This is a genomic window from Kitasatospora sp. NPDC058406, assembly GCF_042722765.1.
GTDB lineage: Bacteria > Actinomycetota > Actinomycetes > Streptomycetales > Streptomycetaceae > Kitasatospora.
On sequence record NZ_JBHXKE010000081.1, the window covers coordinates 1 to 18,946 of the forward strand.

17 protein-coding genes are annotated in these 18,946 nt (G+C 75.1%); 4 read left to right on the forward strand and 13 right to left on the reverse strand.

Annotated elements, in window-relative coordinates; all coding sequences use genetic code 11:
- Window positions 1-23: 23 nt before the first annotated feature.
- The 3 genes from ACFWOG_RS17870 to ACFWOG_RS17880 all read right to left on the reverse strand — a co-directional run bounded on the left by ACFWOG_RS17870 (window position 24) and on the right by ACFWOG_RS17880 (window position 3,480).
- Entirely contained in the window at window positions 24-182 is a 159-nt protein-coding gene (locus ACFWOG_RS17870; RefSeq protein WP_329947755.1) for a hypothetical protein, read from the reverse strand.
- A 142-nt stretch (window positions 183-324) separates the two neighbouring features.
- Window positions 325-1,503: a serine hydrolase domain-containing protein gene (locus ACFWOG_RS17875; protein ID WP_380359515.1), complete on the reverse strand. Its 1,179-nt coding sequence runs from the start codon at window positions 1,501-1,503 to the stop codon at window positions 325-327.
- 186 nt (window positions 1,504-1,689) lie between these two features.
- Window positions 1,690-3,480, reverse strand: a complete 1,791-nt coding sequence (locus tag ACFWOG_RS17880) for a glycoside hydrolase family 35 protein (protein WP_380359517.1) — start codon at window positions 3,478-3,480, stop codon at window positions 1,690-1,692.
- Between the two features lie 300 nt (window positions 3,481-3,780).
- On the opposite strand from ACFWOG_RS17880, the gene ACFWOG_RS17885 reads away from it, so the two are divergent.
- Window positions 3,781-5,232: an amidase gene (locus ACFWOG_RS17885; protein WP_380359519.1), complete on the forward strand. Its 1,452-nt coding sequence runs from the start codon at window positions 3,781-3,783 to the stop codon at window positions 5,230-5,232.
- Between the two features lie 51 nt (window positions 5,233-5,283).
- Here ACFWOG_RS17885 and ACFWOG_RS17890 read toward each other — a convergent pair whose 3' ends face one another.
- The 5 genes from ACFWOG_RS17890 to ACFWOG_RS17910 all read right to left on the reverse strand — a co-directional run bounded on the left by ACFWOG_RS17890 (window position 5,284) and on the right by ACFWOG_RS17910 (window position 11,288).
- The gene (locus ACFWOG_RS17890; protein ID WP_380359521.1) at window positions 5,284-7,380 is read right to left on the reverse strand and encodes an FUSC family protein; all 2,097 of its coding nucleotides are present in this window, start codon (window positions 7,378-7,380) and stop codon (window positions 5,284-5,286) included.
- A gap of 151 nt (window positions 7,381-7,531) precedes the next feature.
- Complete coding sequence (locus tag ACFWOG_RS17895; RefSeq protein ID WP_380359523.1) at window positions 7,532-8,884, reverse strand: MFS transporter; 1,353 nt, start codon at window positions 8,882-8,884, stop codon at window positions 7,532-7,534.
- On the reverse strand, window positions 8,881-9,519 hold the full coding sequence (locus ACFWOG_RS17900) for an ArsR/SmtB family transcription factor (protein ID WP_380359559.1): 639 nt from the start codon (window positions 9,517-9,519) through the stop codon (window positions 8,881-8,883). Before ACFWOG_RS17900 ends, ACFWOG_RS17895 begins: the two co-directional genes overlap by 4 nt.
- 279 nt (window positions 9,520-9,798) lie before the next feature.
- Complete coding sequence (locus ACFWOG_RS17905; protein WP_329947762.1) at window positions 9,799-10,218, reverse strand: MerR family transcriptional regulator; 420 nt, start codon at window positions 10,216-10,218, stop codon at window positions 9,799-9,801.
- 29 nt (window positions 10,219-10,247) lie between these two features.
- On the reverse strand, window positions 10,248-11,288 hold the full coding sequence (locus ACFWOG_RS17910; protein ID WP_380359525.1) for an MDR family NADP-dependent oxidoreductase: 1,041 nt from the start codon (window positions 11,286-11,288) through the stop codon (window positions 10,248-10,250).
- A gap of 324 nt (window positions 11,289-11,612) precedes the next feature.
- On the opposite strand from ACFWOG_RS17910, the gene ACFWOG_RS17915 reads away from it, so the two are divergent.
- Window positions 11,613-12,356, forward strand: coding sequence for a PIG-L deacetylase family protein (locus ACFWOG_RS17915; protein ID WP_380359527.1), 744 nt, complete (start codon window positions 11,613-11,615; stop codon window positions 12,354-12,356).
- Between the two features lie 270 nt (window positions 12,357-12,626).
- On the opposite strand, the gene ACFWOG_RS17920 is transcribed toward ACFWOG_RS17915, so the two are convergent.
- From ACFWOG_RS17920 to ACFWOG_RS17930, 3 genes are all read right to left on the reverse strand, one after another.
- Window positions 12,627-13,391: a DedA family protein gene (locus tag ACFWOG_RS17920; RefSeq protein WP_380359529.1), complete on the reverse strand. Its 765-nt coding sequence runs from the start codon at window positions 13,389-13,391 to the stop codon at window positions 12,627-12,629.
- Window positions 13,392-13,438: 47 nt separating this feature from the next.
- Complete coding sequence (locus tag ACFWOG_RS17925; protein WP_329885046.1) at window positions 13,439-13,633, reverse strand: DUF1918 domain-containing protein; 195 nt, start codon at window positions 13,631-13,633, stop codon at window positions 13,439-13,441.
- Between the two features lie 207 nt (window positions 13,634-13,840).
- Window positions 13,841-14,518, reverse strand: coding sequence for a TetR/AcrR family transcriptional regulator (locus ACFWOG_RS17930; RefSeq protein ID WP_380359531.1), 678 nt, complete (start codon window positions 14,516-14,518; stop codon window positions 13,841-13,843).
- A 259-nt stretch (window positions 14,519-14,777) separates the two neighbouring features.
- Between ACFWOG_RS17930 and ACFWOG_RS17935 the strand changes: the two genes are divergently transcribed.
- Window positions 14,778-15,173 carry an STAS domain-containing protein gene (locus ACFWOG_RS17935; RefSeq protein WP_380359533.1) on the forward strand — a complete coding sequence of 132 codons (396 nt, stop codon included), beginning with the start codon at window positions 14,778-14,780 and terminating at the stop codon, window positions 15,171-15,173.
- A 126-nt stretch (window positions 15,174-15,299) separates the two neighbouring features.
- Here the strand turns inward: ACFWOG_RS17935 and ACFWOG_RS17940 are convergent, their stop codons facing one another.
- Both ACFWOG_RS17940 and bla read right to left on the reverse strand, forming a co-directional pair.
- The gene (locus ACFWOG_RS17940; RefSeq protein WP_329947767.1) at window positions 15,300-16,277 is read right to left on the reverse strand and encodes a hypothetical protein; all 978 of its coding nucleotides are present in this window, start codon (window positions 16,275-16,277) and stop codon (window positions 15,300-15,302) included.
- A 124-nt stretch (window positions 16,278-16,401) separates the two neighbouring features.
- Window positions 16,402-17,349, reverse strand: coding sequence for a class A beta-lactamase (gene bla, locus ACFWOG_RS17945; RefSeq protein ID WP_380359535.1), 948 nt, complete (start codon window positions 17,347-17,349; stop codon window positions 16,402-16,404).
- Between the two features lie 231 nt (window positions 17,350-17,580).
- Between bla and ACFWOG_RS17950 the strand changes: the two genes are divergently transcribed.
- Window positions 17,581-18,918 (forward strand): GH1 family beta-glucosidase, encoded by a 1,338-nt coding sequence (locus ACFWOG_RS17950; RefSeq protein WP_380359537.1) that lies wholly within the window; start codon window positions 17,581-17,583, stop codon window positions 18,916-18,918.
- Window positions 18,919-18,946 lie beyond the last annotated feature (28 nt).

Below are 18,946 nucleotides of genomic sequence, written 5' to 3' on the forward strand. Positions count from 1 at the left end.
GCCCCGGACACCCGGCCCGGGTGTCAGTCGGCGCGGTGGACCACCTCGCCGCCGACGACCGTCAGGTCGGCCCGGGCTTCCAGGAACGCCTTCGGGTCCACGGCGAAGAGGTCCTCCGAGAACATGACCCTGCCGTCCCGCTGCAGCTCGTGGACGAGGGCGGCGTCGGTCGTGTCGAGCACGCGGGGCTCCTGGGGACGGGGCGGGGGAGTCCCGGCCATCTACCCCGACCGCCCGCGGAGCCCGGCCCGCCCGCCCCGGCCCCGCCCGCCCCGGCCCCGCCCGCCCCGGCCCCGGCTCGTCCGCCCCGGCCCGGCCCGCGGGTCAGCCGGCCGTGCCGCTGCGCGCGGCGTCGGTCCGGGAGACCGCCGCGGCCCGTACGGCCGCTGCGGCCAGGCGGTGGTTCTCGGCAGCACCGCCGCCGCCACCGGCGCTGAAGCTGCGGCGGGTGTAGCTGTAGGCGACACCGCTGCGCGGGTCGGCGAACGACTGGGCGCCCACCGCGCCGCTGTGCCCGAAGGCCTCCGGCCCGAGGAACGCGTAGCGGGAGCTCTGGGCCTCGAAGCCGAGGCCGAAGTGGTCCTGCTCGCCCGTCACCAGGTCGGTACCGCGGGTGCGGACCGGACCGAACTCGGCGATCGTCGCGGCCGTGAGCAGGGGCGGACGCCCGTCCAGGCCGTGCGCCGCCGCCGCGTACATCGCCGCCAGCCCGCGCGCGTTGCCCACCCCGCCGGAGGAGGCCGGGCCCTGGGCGCGGACCGAGCGGGTGTTGGCGAACTCCACCAGATCGGTGGGCGGGGCGGCGTTCAGGTTGAAGGCGATCCCGGTGATGCTGTCGGGCGCGGGCCCGTCGGCCTGCCGCCCCGGGGCCGGACGGGCCGGCCGCACCGGCAGGTAACGCGGTTCCAGCTCGGTGGGCAGCCCGAGATGGAAGTCCAGCCCGAACGGCGCCCTGACCCGCTCCTCGAACAGCTCCTGGAGCGAACGGCCGGTCCGTCGGCGGACCACCTCGCCGGTCAGCGCGCCGATCACGAAGGCGTGGTAGCCGTAGGCGGTACCGGGCTCCCAGAACGGCTTCTGGCGCGCCAGCCGTTCGGCGAGCCGGCGGTCGTCCGCCAGCTCCTCGGAGGTGAACCCGCCGTCGACGCCGATCAGCCCCGCCCGGTGTTCCAGCAGCTGCCGCAAGGTGATTCCGGCCTTGCCCTCGGCGGCGAACTCCGGCCACTCCCGGGCCACTTCCTCGTCGAGGTGCAGCACGCCCTCCTGCACGAGCAGCGCCACCAGCAGGTGCGCCGCGCCCTTGGCCGAGGAGTAGAGGGCGAACAGCGAATCGCCGGACACCCCCTCGCCGGCCCAGAGGTCCACCACCCGCCGTCCGTCCAGGTGGACGGCCAGCTGTGCGCCGCCGCCCTCCGGCTCCTCGGCGACGACGGCGGCGAACTCCGCCCGTACCTCCTCGAACCCGGGCGCGACGCTCCCGCTCACACCGGTGCTGCTGGACATGGTTCCCCCTCGGACGGCGACCGCGGGCCGTGATCACCGGCCTGCCGCTCCGTCAACCACGGCGGGGGTGGAGTGATTCCGGGGCGGACGGGGAGATTCCGCGGCGCCCGGCCGCCCTCGGGCCGAGGGCGGCCGGGCGCGGAGGCGCCCGGCCGACCTACGGCGACCCCGGCAGGGGCCGAGGGGTCAGTAGTCGGCGCTGGGGGCGCGGGTGGTGTCGCCGAGGTCGGGCCGGTCGCGGAGCTCCAGGACCTCGCCGTGACGGTCGAATTCGAGGACGACCAGGGTGTTGCGGCCGGCGCGCCAGAGCGGGCCGGGGGCGTAGAGGGTGCGCTGCGGCCCCTCGTGGGTGTAGCGGCCGAGGAGGAAGCCGTTGAGCCAGAGGAGGCCCCGGCCCCAGGCGGGGAGCGCGACGAAGGCGTCGGCCGGGGCGTCGAGGTCGGTCTCGAAGCGGTGGAAGGCGGGGACGCCGTCGTCCACCCCGGTGGTCCCGTCGAAGACCAGGGCGTCGAGGTCGGTGAGCGGCAGCGGGCGGATCTCCCAGCCGAAGAGCCGCTGCCGGTCGTGCGAGACGCCGCGGCCGATGCCCTTGCGGTCGTCCATCTGGGGGCCGTAGTTGGTCCGGCCGAGGGCCTCGACCAGGATGTCCAGGGTCACGCCGGCCGGGCCGGTCTCCAGCGGGACGGTCTCGCCCGGGGTGTTGCGGTCCAGGACGCCGATCGGGCGGCCGTCGGCGAAGACCTGGGCGCGGTCGCCGATGCCGTCGATGCGCAACGGCATGGCGGGCCGCGGACCGGGGACGTGGGTGCGGTAGTGGATCAGTCCGAGGGACTGGCCGACGTTCTCCATCGGCTCGGGCGCGGTCCGGCGTACCGGGGCGGAGAGCGCGTCGAGGGAGTCCAGCAGGCGGGCCCGGCCGGTCGGACGGTCGAGCTGGCGGGGCGTCAGGCGGGGCGGGAGCTCGGGGAGTTCACCCTCGGGCAGTGGCACGTACCGGCCGATCACGGCGCGCAGGGCGTGGAACTTCTCCGTGAGTTCGCCCGCCTCGCCGATCGGCGCGTCGTAGTCGTAGCTGGTGACCGTCGGCTCGTACCCGGAGTCGTACGGGTTCGCGCCCGAGTGGTTGGCACCGGCCCAGAAGCCGAAGTTGGTGCCGCCGTGCGCCATGTAGAGGTTGACCGAGGCGCCGGTGGCGAGCAGTTCGTCCAGCGAGCGGGCGGACTCCTCGGCGTCCCGGACGTGGTGCGGCTCGCCGGTCCGGTCGAACCAGCCGATCCAGAACTCCATCGCGGCGAGCGGGCCCTTGGGCTGCTGGCGGCGGAGCACCTCGAACCGCTCGGGGGCTCGGGAGCCGAAGGTGGCGGTGGCGAGCAGGCCGGGGATCGCGCCGCCCTGCTGCATGTAGTCCTCGGAACCGTCCGTGGTGAACAGCAGGCAGTCCACGCCGCGCGTGACCAGGCCGTCCCGCAGGTGCGCCAGGTAGGCGGCGTCGTTGCCGTAGCTGCCGTACTCGTTCTCGACCTGGACCGCGACCACCGGGCCGCCCCGGCCGGCCAGCAGGGGCAGCAACTCGGGTGCCAGGGCGTCGAACCAGCCGTCCACCTCGGCCAGGAAGGCCGGGTCGGAGCTGCGCAGCCGCATCCCGCCGGCGGCGAGCAGCCGGGCCGGCAGACCGCCGAACTCCCACTCGGCGCAGATGTACGGGCCGGGGCGGAGGATGACGTCCAGGCCGTGCGTCTGCGCCAGCCGGACGAACCGGGCGATGTCCCGCCAGCCGGTGAAGTCCACCTCGCCCGAGGGGAGCTCGTGGAAGTTCCAGGGGATGTAGGTGTCCACGGTGTTCGCACCGAGGGCACGCAGTCTGCGCAGCCGGTCGTCCCAGAGGTCCGGATGGACGCGGAAGTAGTGCAGGGCACCGGAAACGATGCGGTGCGGCGCGCCGTCGCGGCGGAATCCGGTGTCGTCGTAGTCGAGCATGCGGTGACCAGCTTTCGATGGTGCGCGGGCTGCCGGGCGGCGCCGGCTGTCGGTCCTGGGCAGTCGGAGGGCCGAACGGGTGGTGCGGCGCGATCGTGCCCGGAGCGGATCTCCGGTCGGCCGCCGCGAAGCCGCCCCGCCCTTCGGGCTTCTCCCCCCGTCTGCCCCGGCAGTCGCTCGTGACACCCCCTGTGGGGCACCCCCCTGGGACACCTCTCGTGGGGGTGTCCCACGGGGCCCGCCAGCCCTAGACTGCTCAGCTCGCGCGGTATTACCGACTGGTAGGGATGGGGAGTCCGGATGGCCGACGACCGGGTGCACGCGTTCGGGGACGACGCGCTGGGCGAGCACGACGCGGTGGCGCTGGCGGCGCTGGTACGGGCCGGCGAGGTCCGTCCGGCGGAGCTGGCGGCCGCTGCTGCCGCGCGCGCCGAGCGGATCGACGCGGCCCTCGCGCCGGTCGCGTTCGCCTCGTACGAACGGCCGCACACGGCGGCCGGCGCCGACCGGGACGCGCCGCTCCACGGCGTGCCCAGCTACCTCAAGGACAACGTCGACCTGCGCGGCATGCCCACCGGCCAGGGCAGTTCGGCGTTCCGGGCCAAGCCCGCCCGCCGCACCGCCGGCTTCGCCGAGCAGTTCCTGAGCACCGGCCTGTCGGTGCTGGGCAAGACCCGGCTGCCGGAGTTCGGCCTCAACGCCTCGACCGAGTTCGCCGAGGCCCGCCCGGTGCGCAACCCGTGGAGGCCCTCGCACTCCCCGGGCGCCTCCTCCGGCGGCTCGGCCGCCCTGGTCGCCGCCGGCGTCGTCCCGATCGCGCACGCCAACGACGGCGGCGGCTCGATCCGGATCCCGGCGGCCTGCTGCGGCCTGGTCGGGCTGAAGCCCACACGCGGCCGGATGGTCGCCAACGGTCAGGGCCGCCTGCTGCCGATCGACCTGATCACCGACGGCGTGCTGACCCGCTCGGTCCGCGACACCGCCGCCTTCCTCGCCGCCGCCGAACGCCACCACCGCAACCCCGCACTGCCCCCGCTCGGCCTGGTCGAGGGGCCGGGCGACCGCCCGCTGCGCGTCGGCCTGGTCGTCGACTCCCCGCTCGCCGTCACCGACGGGCCGACCCGGGCGGCGGTCGAGGAGACGGCCGCCCGGCTGGCGTCGATGGGCCACGAGGTCACCCCGGCCACCCTGCCGTTCGGCGAGGAGTTCTCCCGCGACTTCACCATGTACTGGGGGTACATCGCCTTCCTGATCGCGACCACCGGCAAGCTGGCGCTCGACCCGAGCTTCCAGGCGCGCAAGCTGGACGGCCTCACCACCGGGCTCCGGCGCAGCTTCCACCGCCAGTTCACGCGGACCCCGGGCGTGCTGCGCCGCCTCCGCCGGGCCGAGCAGGCGTACACGGCGATGTTCGACGCGTACGACGTGGTCCTCTCGCCGGTGCTGGCGCACGTCGCACCGCGGATCGGGCACCTGAGCCCGAACGTGGCGTTCGACGAGCTGATGGCCCGGCTGGTCCGGTACGTCGCGTTCACGCCGGTCAACAACGTCACCGGCGGCCCGGGGCTCGCGCTGCCGGCCGGGGCCACCGCCGACGGCCTGCCGATCGGGGTGCACCTGTCGGCGGCGCACGGCGGGGAGCGGGTCCTGCTGGAGCTGGCGTTCGCGCTGGAGGCGGACCGGCCGTGGCGGCGGATCCAGGACGGCGAGGGGCACCAGGAGCGGCAGGCCGCGCGGGTGGGGCTGGGCTGAGCGGGCCCGGTCCGGGGCGGGCGCGGGCGGGCGCCGGGGGCGGGCGGGTGTTCAGCGCAGTACGGGAGAGGCGATCGCGCAGGCCGCCAGGACCTCGCGGCGCAGCGGGCCGAGCACGTCGTCCGCATCCTGCGGTGCCGCGTCCTCGGGCGGCCCGGACGATCCGGGAGGCTCGGACCTGTCGGCCGGACCGGTGCTCCCGGGCAGCGCGGTGCCGGTCCGCAGGGCGGTGGCGAGCGCGTCCAGGTCGCGGGTGATCGCGCCGACCCCGGCCGACGGCGGTGCCGGTTCGCCGTGCTCGACCCGGACCCGGGTCGCGGTGGTGGCCTCCACGACCCGCTCCACGGCGATCACCAGCGGCCACCAGGCCGCCGCCCGCGTCGCCGTGGGCGGCGGTTCGGTGAGCGCGCGCTGGAACTCGGAGCGCACCGCCGAGAGGTCCCGGTAGAGCCGCCGCCGGTGGCGCAGCCGGGACGTCTGGTCCCGGCCGGGCCCGGCGGCGAACGCCATCGCCACGTACGCGGCGGTGTCCCCGACCGCGTCGGCCAGCCGGTCGCCGATCCGGGTGTGCCAGGACTCGGGCCAGCACAGGTAGCCCGCCACCAGGACGATCGCGCAGCCGATCAGCGAGTCGTACAGCCTGGGCAGGACCAGCCGGAAGCCCTGGTGGTTCAGCAGGTCGGAGAGGAGCAGGATCACCGGGGTGATGGCCGCCGTCTGGAACGCGTAGCCCTTCGCGGAGACGGCCGGGATCAGCGTCGCCAGCAGCGCCATGGTGGGCACGTCCCACCAGCCGATGGGCACCTCGGCGAGTACCGGGGCGGCGATCAGCAGCCCGGCGGCGGTACCGAGCGCGCGGAGCACGGCCCGCGAGAACACCGAGCCGAAGTCGGGTTTGAGGACGAAGGTGACGGTCAGCGCGACCCAGTAGGAGCGCGGTACGGGCAGAACCGAGACCACCGCCTGGGCGAGGCCGATGCAGAGGGCCAGCCGCAGCCCGTACCGCCAGGACGCACCGGAGAGCAGGGCCGCCCGGGCCGTGCGCCGGAGTCGTACCCGCGGGCCGGCCGGCCGGCCGAGCGGGTCGGGCGGGTGGACCGCGTCGGACGGGTCGGGCGCGGGTGGCGCGGCGTGGTGGGGTACGGCGTGGTGCGGTCCGTGCGGGGTGGAGCGGTGCGGGCCGCGCGGGTCGGGCACGGGTTCGGCGACGACGGCCGCCGCGTACCGGAGCGCCTGGTCGAGGGCCCGCTCCGACGGCCCGGTCGGCGGTGGCAGTCCGAGGTCGGCCGGCACGGCGGCGGAGCCCTGTCCGATCGCGTCGGCCAGGGTCAGGACCGCCGCCGGGTACGCCTCCGGCAGCGGGCCGAGCCGGGTCGGGCGGAGCTTGGCGGCGGAGGCCGCCTCCACGATCGGGATCACCGCGTTGAGCCGCGCGACCAGCCGGGCCAGCCCGGGGGAGCGGCCGTGCCGGCGGGTGCGGTGGGCGAGCAGCAGGTCGTACGAGCCGTTGAGCGACTGGGTGACGGCCTGCCGCCGCTCGTCGTGCGCCGGTGTGCCGGCGGCGCGCAGGAAGCCGGCGACGGTCCGGTACGTGCCGGCCACGGCCTCCCGCTCCGGCACGCCGCCGCGCAGCGGCCAGGCGAACAGCGTGAGGACCAGCACCACCAGCCCGCCGAGACTCAGCAGCAGCGGGGCCTTCCACCAGGGCTGCGGCATCGGCAGGCCGGCCCCGACGACCGCGTTGAGCAGGAGCAGCAGCCCGGAGACGGAGGCGACCGCGCCGATCGAGGAGATCATCCCGGAGACCAGCGCGACCACGGTCAGCACCACGACCGCCGGCCAGCCCTCGCCGTACACCAGGGTGCCGAGCGTCACCCCGACCGCGCCGAAGAGCTGCGGCACGGCGATGTTGAAGACCCGCATCCGGTAGGCGTCGGCGGTGTCGCCGATGACGGCGGACAGCGCGCCCATCGAGACCAGCGCGCCGTACTCGGGCCGGTCGGTCGCGAAGCCGACGGCGAGCGGGGCGGAGAGCGCGACCGAGGCGCGGGCCACCGCCGCCCAGGGCACGGGTGCGGGGTGCGGGCGCAGTCCCGCGGTCAGCCAGCTGGGAGGGGTGAGCCGGGCGGCCCTGGTGCGCCGTGCCATGGAGCCAACCTACGGCCCGTCGGCGGACGGGGCCCGGTGGGCGTGACCGGGGCTTGGTCTCCGGCCTGTCCCCCCGGCCCGGGGTCCGGCCTGTGGTCCGGCCCGGCGTCCGGCCCGGTCTCCGGCCCCGGCCGGTGGGTGGGACGAACGGTCAGTTCGCCGTACGGGTGGGCCGGGCGGGCGGGGCCGGGTGCGCGGGCCGGCCGGGTTCCTCGGCGGCCCCGACGGCGGCCTCCGGCCGTGCGGTCGCCCCGTCGGTGGTCCGGCGCCCGGTGGGGAGGTCGCGGACGCGGCCGACGGGTGACAGGAGCAGGATCAGCGCCGCCAGGGGCACCCCGGCCGTGGCGATCCACATCGCCGGGCGCAGCCCGAGGGTGGTGCCGAGGACGCCGGCGAGGACGGCGCCGAGCGGGATGGTGCCGAAGTTGAGGACGGCGGTGCTGGCGGTGAGCCGGCCGAGCAGCTCGGGCGGGCAGTAACTCTGTTGGAAGCCGGACTTGATGACGTTCCCGGCCACCACCCCGGCCGAGACGCTGAACCCGCCCACGGCGTAGCAGAGGACGCCCGCGCCGCCGCTGGTGAGGGGGATGAGCAGGGCGAGCACGGGCAGGCCGAGTTCGAAGAGGACCATCGCCCGGGCGGTGCCCGTCCGGGCGGCGACCCGGCGGGCGGCGAACGCCCCGGCGACGCCCCCGCTCCCGGCGGCGGCGACGAGGCCGCCCACCGTGCCGGCGTCGAGTCCGACCTCGCGCACCAGGAAGGCCACCTGGATCGACTGGTACCCCATCAGCGCCAGGTTGGAGGAGGCGCCGAACAGGGCCAGGGCGCGCAGCCAGCGGTCCCCGGCGAGCAGCCGCAGTCCCACGGCGACCTCGCGGCCGAGCGCGCGGTCGGTGGTCCGCGCCGCCGGCGTCTCGCGGTGCCGGATCCGGCCCAGGCAGAGCAGCGAGACGAGGAAGGTCGCGGCGTTGGCGAGCATGCCGTTGGCGGCGCCCGCCAGCTGGGCGATCAGGCCGCCGGAGCCCAGGCCGACGATCTGCGCGGCGGAGGCGCTGCCGTGGAGCTTCGCGTTGCCCTCGGGTTGGTCCTCGGGGGCGAGCAGGTCGGGCAGGTAGGCGGTGTAGGCGGTCTGGAAGAAGACGGCCGCGGTGCCGGTGAGCAGCGCGACGGCGAGCAGCAGGCCGGTGCTCAACAGGTCGAACCACCCGGCGACCGGGACGGCCGCGAACAGGAGCAGCGAGACGGCCGCGGCGGTCAGCATGACGGGGCGGCGCGGTAACCGGTCGACCCAGACCCCGGCCGGCAGGCCGATCACCAGCCAGGGCGCCCAGGCGGCCGCGCTGAGCAGGCCGATCTCGAAGGTGGAGGCGTGCAGTTCGGTGACGGCGATCAGCGGCATGGCCACGCCGGTCACCGAGGCACCGAACTTGCCGGCGGTCTCGCCGCACCAGAGCAGCCGGAAGTCGCGGTGCCGGCGGAGGAGTCCGCCGCGGGCGTCGCTCATCGGGTTTCCTCCTGCCCGTCGCGCGGGCCGTCCTCGGCGCCGGCAGGTCCGAGGGCGGTCGGTCCGGCGGCGGTCGGTCCGGCGGCAGCTCCGGCGCCGACGGCCTCGTGCGGACGGCGGGGGAAGGACTGGAGCTGGACGACGACGGGCAGCGCCTCCGGGTCGGGTGCGGCGTCCGGGTCGGGGGCGTACCGTTCGACGACGGCGGCCAACTCCTCGTTGAGCGACTTGAGTCGGGCCGGATCGAGGCGCAGGTGGCTCCAGTCGGAGATGCTGCCGACGTTGCGCCACTCGTCCGGCCAGTCCTCGGAGATGTACTCGTCGACCCGGTCGAAGAGGCGCCGGACCACCCCCTGGAGGTAGACGGAGAGCGGGCCGTGGCTCTCCGGGTCGTCGCGGAAGTCGGCGGTGTCGAGCCGGTTGGGGACGGGAACCCGCCGCCACCACCGTTCGCGCTTGGTGCCGCGGCCGGTCTCCTCCTCGATGAACCCGTGCTCGGCGAGGTGGCGCAGGTGCCAGCTGACCGTCCCGGTGTTCTCGCCGAGCCGCTCGGCGAGCAGGGTGGCGGTGGCGGGGCCGTCGAGGTTCAGCAGCTCGAAGATGCGCATCCGCAGCGGGTGGGCCAGTCCGCGCAGGCTGCGGGCGTCGAGGCGGCGGTGCGGGCGCGGGGCCGCAGGGGCCGGCGGGGCCTCAGGGGCTGAGGGGGTTGCCGCGGGTCGTGACGGGGCCGGGGGACGGGCATCGGGGGAGCCGGGATCGCCGGACCGCTCGGTGGGCATGCCGGAATCCTAAGATGCAGAGACTTCTCTGCATAGGGATGTCTGCAGAGAAGTCTCTGTAAGTTGAGCGGACGCTCCGGGCGGGCCCTGGGACGGGGCCCGGAGATCACCCCCCCGGCGCCCCGTCCGCCGCCCCTACGCTGCGCCGTCCGCCTCCTGACCCGGCGTCGGCTCAGCCGCGCCGCGCGTCCTCGCATGCCGGGCCAGGCTGTCGCGCAGCCGGGTCAGACGGCGGATCTCGGCGTCCAGCGCGGCCAGCCGCTGCTGCACCACCGGGGTGAAGGTGTCCGGCCCGCGGTCGCCGGTCGACGGGCAGCCGCGCGGCGGGTCCTCGGTGAGCAGGGCGAGCCGGTGAGCCTTGCGGGCCACGTCCTCGACGGTCAGGCCGAGCGCCAGCAGCTCGCGGATCACCCGCACCCGGGCCACCTCCTCCGGCCCGTACCTCCGCTGGCCGGACGCCGTCCGCGCGGGCGGCGGCAGCAGCCCCCGCTGTTCGTAGAACCGCAGGGCCCTGGGCGTCGTGCCCGCCGCCGCCGCGGCGTCACCGATCCTCATGCGCGTCCGTCCTCCCGCTCACGCCATGGCTACACTTCGACGATCGTCGCGCCGAAGATGCCGTCACCGTCGATCAGTCGGGGCAACGCCGACGGCGCCTGTTCGATGCCCGACACGACCGTGGTGGGCACGACGAGTTGGCCGGCCCGCAGCCATTCCCCCAGCCGCTGCCGCCACTCCGCCTCCAGGTCCGGGTGCTGCAGCCCGGCGAACCCGTGCACGGTGACGCCCTGGGACAGCAGACGGAAGCTGTCGACCACGGCCGGCGAGCTGCCGCCGCGGCGGTCCGGCGCCATCTGCCCGGAGAGCGCCCCAACCAGCGCGAACCGCGCCCCCGGCCGGGCCGCGTCGACGGCGGCCGTGAGCTGCTCGCCGCCGACCAGGTCGAGCAGCACGTCGATCCCCTCCGGTGCGGCCGCCGCCAACTGTTCGGCGAACGGCCCGGCGCCGCGGACCAGGACGGCGTCGTAGCCGAGCTCCTCGGTCAGCCGCTTCGCCTTGGCGGCCGAACCGGTGGTGCCGATCACCCGTGCCGCCCCCAGCAGCCGGGCCACCTGCCCCGCCACCGTGCCGACCGCTCCCGCCGCGCCCGTGACCAGCACGACGTCCCCCGCGCGGACCTCGGCCGAGCGGGTCAGCGCGCCGTACCCGGCGGACGCGGGGGAGAGCAGTGCGAGCGGGTCCGGGACGGCGCCGTCCACACGGGTGAACGAGGCCGCGTCGCCCACCGCGTGGTCCCGCCAGCCCTGGAGGTGGGTGACCAGGTCGCCCGGGCGGAGCGCCTCGTCCGCCGGCCGGTCCGGGCCCACGGCCAGGACCTCGGCCAGCGCCGGACCGAACAACGCCTGACCCGGCCCGATCGACGGCAGCGGAGTGTCCGTCAGTTCGCCGCCGATCAGGGTGCGCAGGCCGGGGAAGACCAGGAAGGCCCGGTTGCGCACCAGCACCTGGCCGGGGCCGGGGGCGGCCAGCGGCGTCTCGGCCAGCGCGAAGTGCTCGGGGCGGGGGAGGCCGGAGGGCGCGGCGACGAGCCGGACCTCGCGTGCGGTGGTGGGCAGGGGGAGGGACATGGCGGACTCCGAAACGGGACGGCGCGCGGCGGTCGGTCCGCCGCGGAGATGCGGGGACGGTAACCCCTGACGCGCGGGTCAGGGGCAAGGCCGTCGTGCCGTCCCTCTCCGTCGCGTCGTCCTCGACACCGGTGACGGCCTCGTCCGCTGTCGCTCCGTCACCGGCCGTCCGTGCGCCGCCACTCCGTGCGCCGCCACTCCGTGGAGGCCGTCATCGCCCACCGGGCGGTCCGATGATCTTCTAGAGTCGCCTCCGGTGCGACCGTACGACCGCACCGGACGCATCCCTGCGCACACCTGCACCACGGAGAGGCAGCACCCACCATGAGCGAGCAGCAGGCACCCGAGCCCTTCGAGCCCGTCGTCGAGGACTGGCAGACCGCCCTGGTCGTCGTCGCCCACCCCGACGACATGGAGTACGGCGGCGCCGCCGCCGTCGCCCGCTGGACGGCGCAGGGCAAGAAGGTCGTCTACGTCATGGTCACCAGCGGCGAGGCCGGGATCGACACCCTGGAGCCCGAACGGTGCGGCCCGCTGCGCGAGGCCGAGCAGATCGCCTCCGCCGCCCTGGTCGGCGTCGACACCGTCGAGTTCCTCGGCCACCGGGACGGCGTGATCGAGTACGGGGTGCCGCTGCGCCGCGACATCGCCCGCGCCGTCCGCCGCCACCGCCCCGACATCGTCATCACCAGCAACTTCCGCGAGACGTACGGCGGCGTCTTCCTCAACCAGGCCGACCACGTCGCCGTCGGCCGGGCCACCCTGGACGGGGTGCGGGACGCGGGCAACCGGTGGGTCTTCCGTGAGCTGACCGCCGAGGGCCACGAGCCCTGGGAGGGCGTCCGCCAGGTCTGGGCGGTGGCCTCCCCGGACTCGCGGCACGCGGTCGACACCACCGACCACTTCGACGCCGGCGTCGCCTCGCTGGAGGCGCACAAGGCGTACCTGGCCGGGCTGGGCGGCGCGATGGCCGACGCGCGCGGATTCCTGGAGAGTCTCGGGCGGTCGGCCGGCACCCGGCTGGGCACCCGGTTCGCCGTCCCGTTCGAGGTCTTCCCGCTGCGTTAGGCGGACGGAAGGGCGAGCAGTGGTGTTCCTCCTTCCTCAAGAGGAGGAACACCGCTGCCGGCGGGTCGGGCGGATACGGGGGCGTCCTCTCCGGAATCCTCGATATCGGACCCCCGGATTCCCCGACCCCCGGATTTCCCGACCCCCCGAACGTTTCGCTGTCGGAGCGGCATTCGGTCGGATCAGGGCCGGGCGAGTCCGAATGAGACCGAATCGGCCGAACCGGGACGGGAAGGCCCGCCGGGACCGGTCGCGCCGCGGAGCGGCCGGTCAGTCCTCCGAGTGTTCGGGGTGTGCGGAGCCGTCGCCGACATCGCCCCCGTCGTCGTCGGCGTCGTCGTCATCGCTCCGCCCCCGGCGACCCCGTCGACGGAGCAGCCGGTGCAGCACGAGCGCGGCGACGAGCAGGCCGAACCCGGCCAGCAACCAGAGCTGGTACCGCACCGCCGTCCGGTACACCGCCCCGATGTTGGCGCCGGCCAGGTAGCCGAAGGCGGACCAGACGCCCACCCAGAGCGCGGCCCCCAGGACGTTGAACGGCTGGAACCGGCGCCACGGCATCCCGGTGGTGCCGGCGATGATGCCGTTGGTCTGCCGCAGCCCGTCGATGAACCGGGCGACCGTGACCACCTTGCCGCCGTGCCGCGCGAAGAAGCCGTCCGCCCGCGCCATCCGCGCCGGTGTGAGCAACACGTACGGTCCCCACCGGTGGACGAAGGCGCGTCCGCCGGTGGCGCCGATCAGATGACCCAGGCTGTTGCCGACCACCGCCGCGGCGAAGGCGATCGCCACCACGGCGGCGAAGCTCAGGTGCCCGGTGCCGGCGTAGACGGAGGCCAGCACGAGGATGGTCTGGCCCGGCGCCGGGATTCCGCAGTTGTCGAGCAGCACGAATAGCGCCACCGCCGGGTAGCCGTACTGCTCCAGCAGCGGTGCGAGAGCCGCGAGCGGCCCGGGCAACGCCGGGTCGGCCGCCGCGAGGGCGGTCGTGGTCGCCGCCCCGGTGAGCGGTGCGGGAGGGAACGCGAACGGCACGACTCACCGCCCCGGGCCGCTGCGGCGCGGGGCGGCGGCCGCTGGGATCAGTGGATCGCCTTGCGGGGTTCGATGTTGCAGTCGGGGCCGGGGTAGATCAGGCCGGTGTGACCGTCCTCGAAGCGGACCATGTACGGCGGCTGGCCGTCCTGACCGCGCACTTCGACGATCTCGCCCTTCTGGTCGACCATACCCACCGCTCGGCTGTGGACGTGGAGCTGGTCACCTACCGCTGCGTGCATGGTCTTGCTCCTCGGGTAGCGGTGGCCGCACGGGCGGCCGTTCTGCCTTCCACTGTGCTGCGGGGGTGGCCCGCCCGCAACGGCGCACCGCGGCCCGGGGTCGTCTCCGGGCCGACGCCGGGGCCGCTTCCGGGCGCCGACGCAGGGAGACGCTGCCGGGAGGTGCCCCCGGTCGCCGCCGGCGGGTCCGGCCCGGAGACCGGCCGCTCAGCGCGGGCCGAGGTGTTCGGCGAGGTAGCAGCGGACCAGCCGCTTGCACTCGGCGATCAACGCCGGATCGCCCTCCGGGTCGCCGCGGAAGGCCAGCTTGAGCACCGCGTCCGCCGCCTCCAGCGCCACGCGCAGTCCGAGCGTCAGTGCCGCCGGGTCGGTCGTGGCGAACAGCTCGCCACCGAGCGCCTGGAGGCGCAGCGCGACGGCGCCGTTGTTGTCCAGCTCGGCGTCCAGCAGATGCCGGTCGTCGTGGACGCCGGTCGGCCCCGCCGCCCCGGCCAGCCCGAAGTCCACCTGGCCGAAGCCCGGCACGCTCCGCTTCATCGCGACGAACTCCTCGACCGCCAGGTCGGTGAACCCGGCCGTCCCGGTGGGCGCCCCGGACCGCAGCCGGGTGTCGAGGCGGTGCAGGTAGTGATCGAGGTTCCGGCCGGCCAGCGCGGCCAGCAGGTCCTCCTTGCCCGCGAAGAACTGGTAGAGCGTGCCGATCGGCACCTGGGCCCGCTGGGCCACCTCCTTGGTGGTGAGCGCGGCGGCACCGGCCTCGTCGAGCAGGGCGGCGCAGGCGTCGAGGATCCGCTCGTACCGTTCCTGGCTGCGCTGCTGCACCGGCCGCCGCCGGCCGGCACCGGTCCGCCCGGGGGCCTGGTGACTCCTCGTGTCCGCGCTCATGGGGCCACTGTGCCGCATCCGGCGCACGTCGGGCCAATCACCCGCGCGGACGTGGGGCGCGCGCCCGGAACCCTGTTCGGCCGCCCGTCTTCGCGCCGGTACCTCCCCCTCCCGCCCCCCTCCCGGGCGCCGCCCGCCGCCGTTCCGTCACCGCCGGCCGCCGTTCCGCCACCGCCCCGCCGCCGTCGGGGTGGCCGGTCCGGGGGCGGCGGAGGGATGATCGGAGACGTACCGCTTCCCCTGCCGGAAGGAAGCCCGGATGTCCGGCCCGACCGCCTCTCACTCCGACGCCGGGGGCGCGGGTGGCGCGCGCCTGAGGGTCACCACCAGCGAGCACGCCGTCAAGACGCTTGTCTGCCGGATCGAGGGCGAGGTGGACCACGAGAGCCGGCACGTGCTCGACGAGACGCTGTCGAGCGCTGTGGCGGCCGGTCCGGTGCTGCTGGTCGTCGACCTCGCCCCGCTCACCTTCGTCGACTCCGCCTGCCTCAACGCGCTCCTCCGGATCCGCCAGGAGGCCGAGGAGGCGGGGACCAGACTCGTCCTCGCCGGGCCCGGCCCGCAGATGCAACGGCTGTTGGCGGTCACCGGCACCGACGAGGTGTTCACCGTCTGGCCCAGCGTGCACGCGGTGCCCGGACTCGGCGCGCCGTAGGGCCGACCTTCACGGCGGCCGTCCCCATCGCCCGGCGCCCCGCGTGCCCGTGCCTGTCCGGGCGCACGCTGTGGGGACCCGGCCGGTGCCGGTGTCGGTGCCGGTGACTGTGGCCGTGCCGGCCGGTCAGGCCGCCGGATACTGGTCCGGCGGGTGGATCGAGGAGAGCAGCGCGATGAAGCGCTCGGAGCCGCTGATGACGCCCGGCTGGTTGCTGCCGGGAGGGGCGGGTTCGACGGTCACCGTCTCGATCTCGCCTTCGTGCACCCACAGGATGTCCGGGGACAACCGGTGCTCGGCGGAGGCGCCGTCCCAGTTCTGCCGGATCACCATCGAGAAGGCGATCAGCTGGATACGGAGGTCGGTGCCGTCCACGGCCTGGAGGAAGAGGAACTCCTCGTGGGGGACCATGGCGAGGACGCCGAGGGGCGCGGGCCGGGTCAGCAGCTCGGGCGCGCGCAGGACGTGGGTGCAGGTGAAGCCGCTCTCACCCTCCACGGACACCATGGGGTTCGGCTTGCCGTCGTCGTCGAGGTCGACCGGGTGGGTGCGCAGGTTCCCCAGAGCGGCGTCCCACACCTCCTCCGCGCCGAGGTTCCAGGACTCGAACTGGGCCGGGGGCACCGCGGCCGACAGGTTGTCGGCGAAGCGCAGCACGAGGACGGCCGCCAGGTCGCCGGTGAGGGAGAGCGCCAACCCGTGGTGGTCGCCGACCGTGTCGGCGCGGACCAGCCTGGGCATGAGCAGGTGGCGCACCTCGTCGAAGCCCGCCCGGTAGAGGGCTTCGCGGCGGTCGCGCAGGGAGAGCTGCCCGTTGAGGTAGTCGACGGTGGCGCTGCGCCACTGGTCGTGGGGCAGGTCGCTGACGAGCCGGGCGATCTCGGCGAGGTCGAGCGCGATGCCCGGTTCGTCGGCTGCGCCGAGCCGCAGGTGCTGCCGGTCGCCGAAGTTCATCGGCGGACCGGAGTCGCTGCCGTCGAGGAAGATGTCGGCCAGTACGTCCTGGAACGCCTGCCACTCGGCCGGGCCGAGCCAGGAACACCAAGGAGGCACAGGGGAGTTACCGAGGTCGCCGGACTTCTTGGCCCGTCGGAACAGAGGCATGCCGCACAGCGTAGAGGGCTTCGCCGCCGTGCGGGAGTGCGCAGACGTACCGGTTCGGGTGCGGCTCCTGAGGCCCGGGGTGACGCAGGCTCCGGTCGTGGCGCGGAACGAATATGACGCCGCGTCAGGCCATGGCTTCCCGTGGACTCCGGAGGGCTGCCGCCAGTACGGCGGCGGCCCGCGCGACCAGTGGTTCGTCCGCCGGCGCGGCGGCGTCCCGCTTGGTGGACAGGACGGCCAGGACGACGTGCGCCCCGTCCGGTGTCCGGGCGACGCCCACGTCGTTGGTGGTGCCGTAGCCGCCGGTGCCGGTCTTGTCCGCGAGGGACCAGCCCTCGGGGAGTCCGGCGCGGAGGCGGGCGGCGCCGGTGGTGTTGGCGCGCAGCCACGCGGTCAGCCGCCGTCGGTCCTGCGGGAGGAGGGCGCCCCCGAGCACCAGTTCCCGGTGGCTGCGTCCGATGGCGGCCGGGCTGGTGGTGTCCGTCGGCCGCCCCGGTTCGGCGGAGTTCAGCTCGGGCTCCCACCGGTCGAGCCGCGTCACGCCGTCGCCGAGGGACCGGGAGAAGCGGGTGATCGCCGAAGGTCCGCCGAGCTCGCGGAGCAGGAGGTTGTCGGCGGCGTTGTCGCTGTGGGCGATGGCGGCGGCACACAACTCCGCGACGGTCATGCCGTTCGCGAGGTGCTCGGGCCTGCCCGTGATCGGGGCGTACCCCGCGTCCGTGACGTCCTTCGCGGTGTACCGGATCCGCCGGGCGAGGAACTCGCCGTCCCGGTCGAGGTCCCTGAGGATCGCGGCGGCGGTGAGCGTCTTGTGCACCGAGCAGATCGGGAAGAGCTCGTCGGCCCGGTAGCCGACGGCCCTGCCGGTGACGGTGTCCTGCGCGAACACGCCCAGGCGGGCGTCGTGCTGCCGTTCGAGGTCGGCCAGCCTCCTGATCGCCGCGTCGCCGCTCGGCGGGCCGCCGCCCGAGGCGTGCGCCGCCCCGCCCGCCGGCATCGCCGCCGTGAGCGCCGCGCCCGCACCGAGGGCCAGCACTGCACGACGGCCCGGGCGCCCTGTGAAGGTCTCCACGATCGTGTCCTCCTCTGTTCGGTGACCGTTCCCCGGAGTGGGCGGACGTCTCCGCGGTCGGATCGGTTCGTCCACTTCCTGCCCCTCCTACCCCAACCGGCCGGACGCCCACCCCCGACGTCGCCGGCCGCCCGTCGGACGCGTCTGGCGTTTCGGCCGCCGACCATTAACATGAGTATCCCTCATGTTCGTCCATGGGCGTTCACCGCCACGTGAGCAGGGAGTCCGGCCATGCCGCACCGACTCGACCTCCCGGCGGGCTTCCGCTGGGGAGCCTCCACCGCCGCCCACCAGATCGAGGGGGCGGTGGACGAGGACGGCCGGGGGCCCTCCGTCTGGGACACGTTCGCCGCCCGCCCCGGCTCCGTCCGCGACGGCCACACCGGGGCGGTGGCCTGCGACCACTACCACCGCTACCCCGAGGACATCGCCCTGATGAAGGGCCTCGGGCTGGACGGCTACCGCTTCTCCGTCGCCTGGCCCCGCATCCGGCCCACCGGCGAGGGCGCGGTGAACCCCGCCGGCCTCGACTTCTACGACCGCCTGGTGGACGCCCTGCTCCCCGCCGGCATCACCCCGCTGCCCACCCTCTTCCACTGGGACCTCCCGCAGACCCTGGAAGACGCGGGCGGCTGGCTGAACCGCGACACCGCGTACCGCTTCGCCGAGTACACCGCGATCGTCGCCGACCGCCTGGGGGACCGCGTCCCCGCCTGGATCACCCTCAACGAGCCCTTTGTGCACATGGTCTACGGCTACGCCCTCGGCATCCACGCCCCCGGCCGTGCCCTGATGCTCGACGCCCTGCCGGTGGCCCACCACCAGCTCCTCGCCCACGGCCTGGCCGCCGCCGCGCTGCGCGAACGCGGCCTGGACGTCCTGGTCGCCAACAACCTCACCCCCGTGTGGCCCGCCTCGTCCGCCGACGCCGACCTCGCCGCCGCACAGGCCTACGACGTCCTCCACAACCGCCTGTTCACCGACCCCCTCCTCCTCGGCCGCTACCCCGACCTCTCCGCCTACGGCGTCGGCCCCGACCTCGGCGGCAGCGTCCACGACGGCGACCTGAAGCTCATCACCGCCACCCCGCTCGACGGCCTCGGCGTCAACTACTACAACGCCACCCGCATCGCCGCCCCCACCGAGCCCGGCCTCCCCTTCGCCGAAGCCCCGATCGAGGGCGTCCCCCGCACCGCCTTCGACTGGCCCGTCGTCCCCGACGGCCTGCGCGAACTCCTCACCGGCCTCCGCGACCGCTACGGCGCCGCCCTCCCGCCCGTCACCATCACCGAGAACGGCTGCTCCACCACCGAGGAGCTCGACGACACCTTCCGCATCGACTACCTCGCCGGCCACCTCGACGCCCTCGCCGCCGCTGTCGCCCAGGGCGTCGACGTCCGCGGCTACTACACGTGGTCCCTCCTCGACAACTACGAGTGGGCCGAGGGCTACCACCAGCGCTTCGGCCTCGTCCACGTCGACTTCGAGACCCAGCAGCGCACGCCAAAGGCGTCCTACGCCTGGTACCGCGATCTGATCGCGGCCCACCGGGCCCGGCGGGCGGGATAGTCGGGCTCACCGAGGGGGCGATGCACCG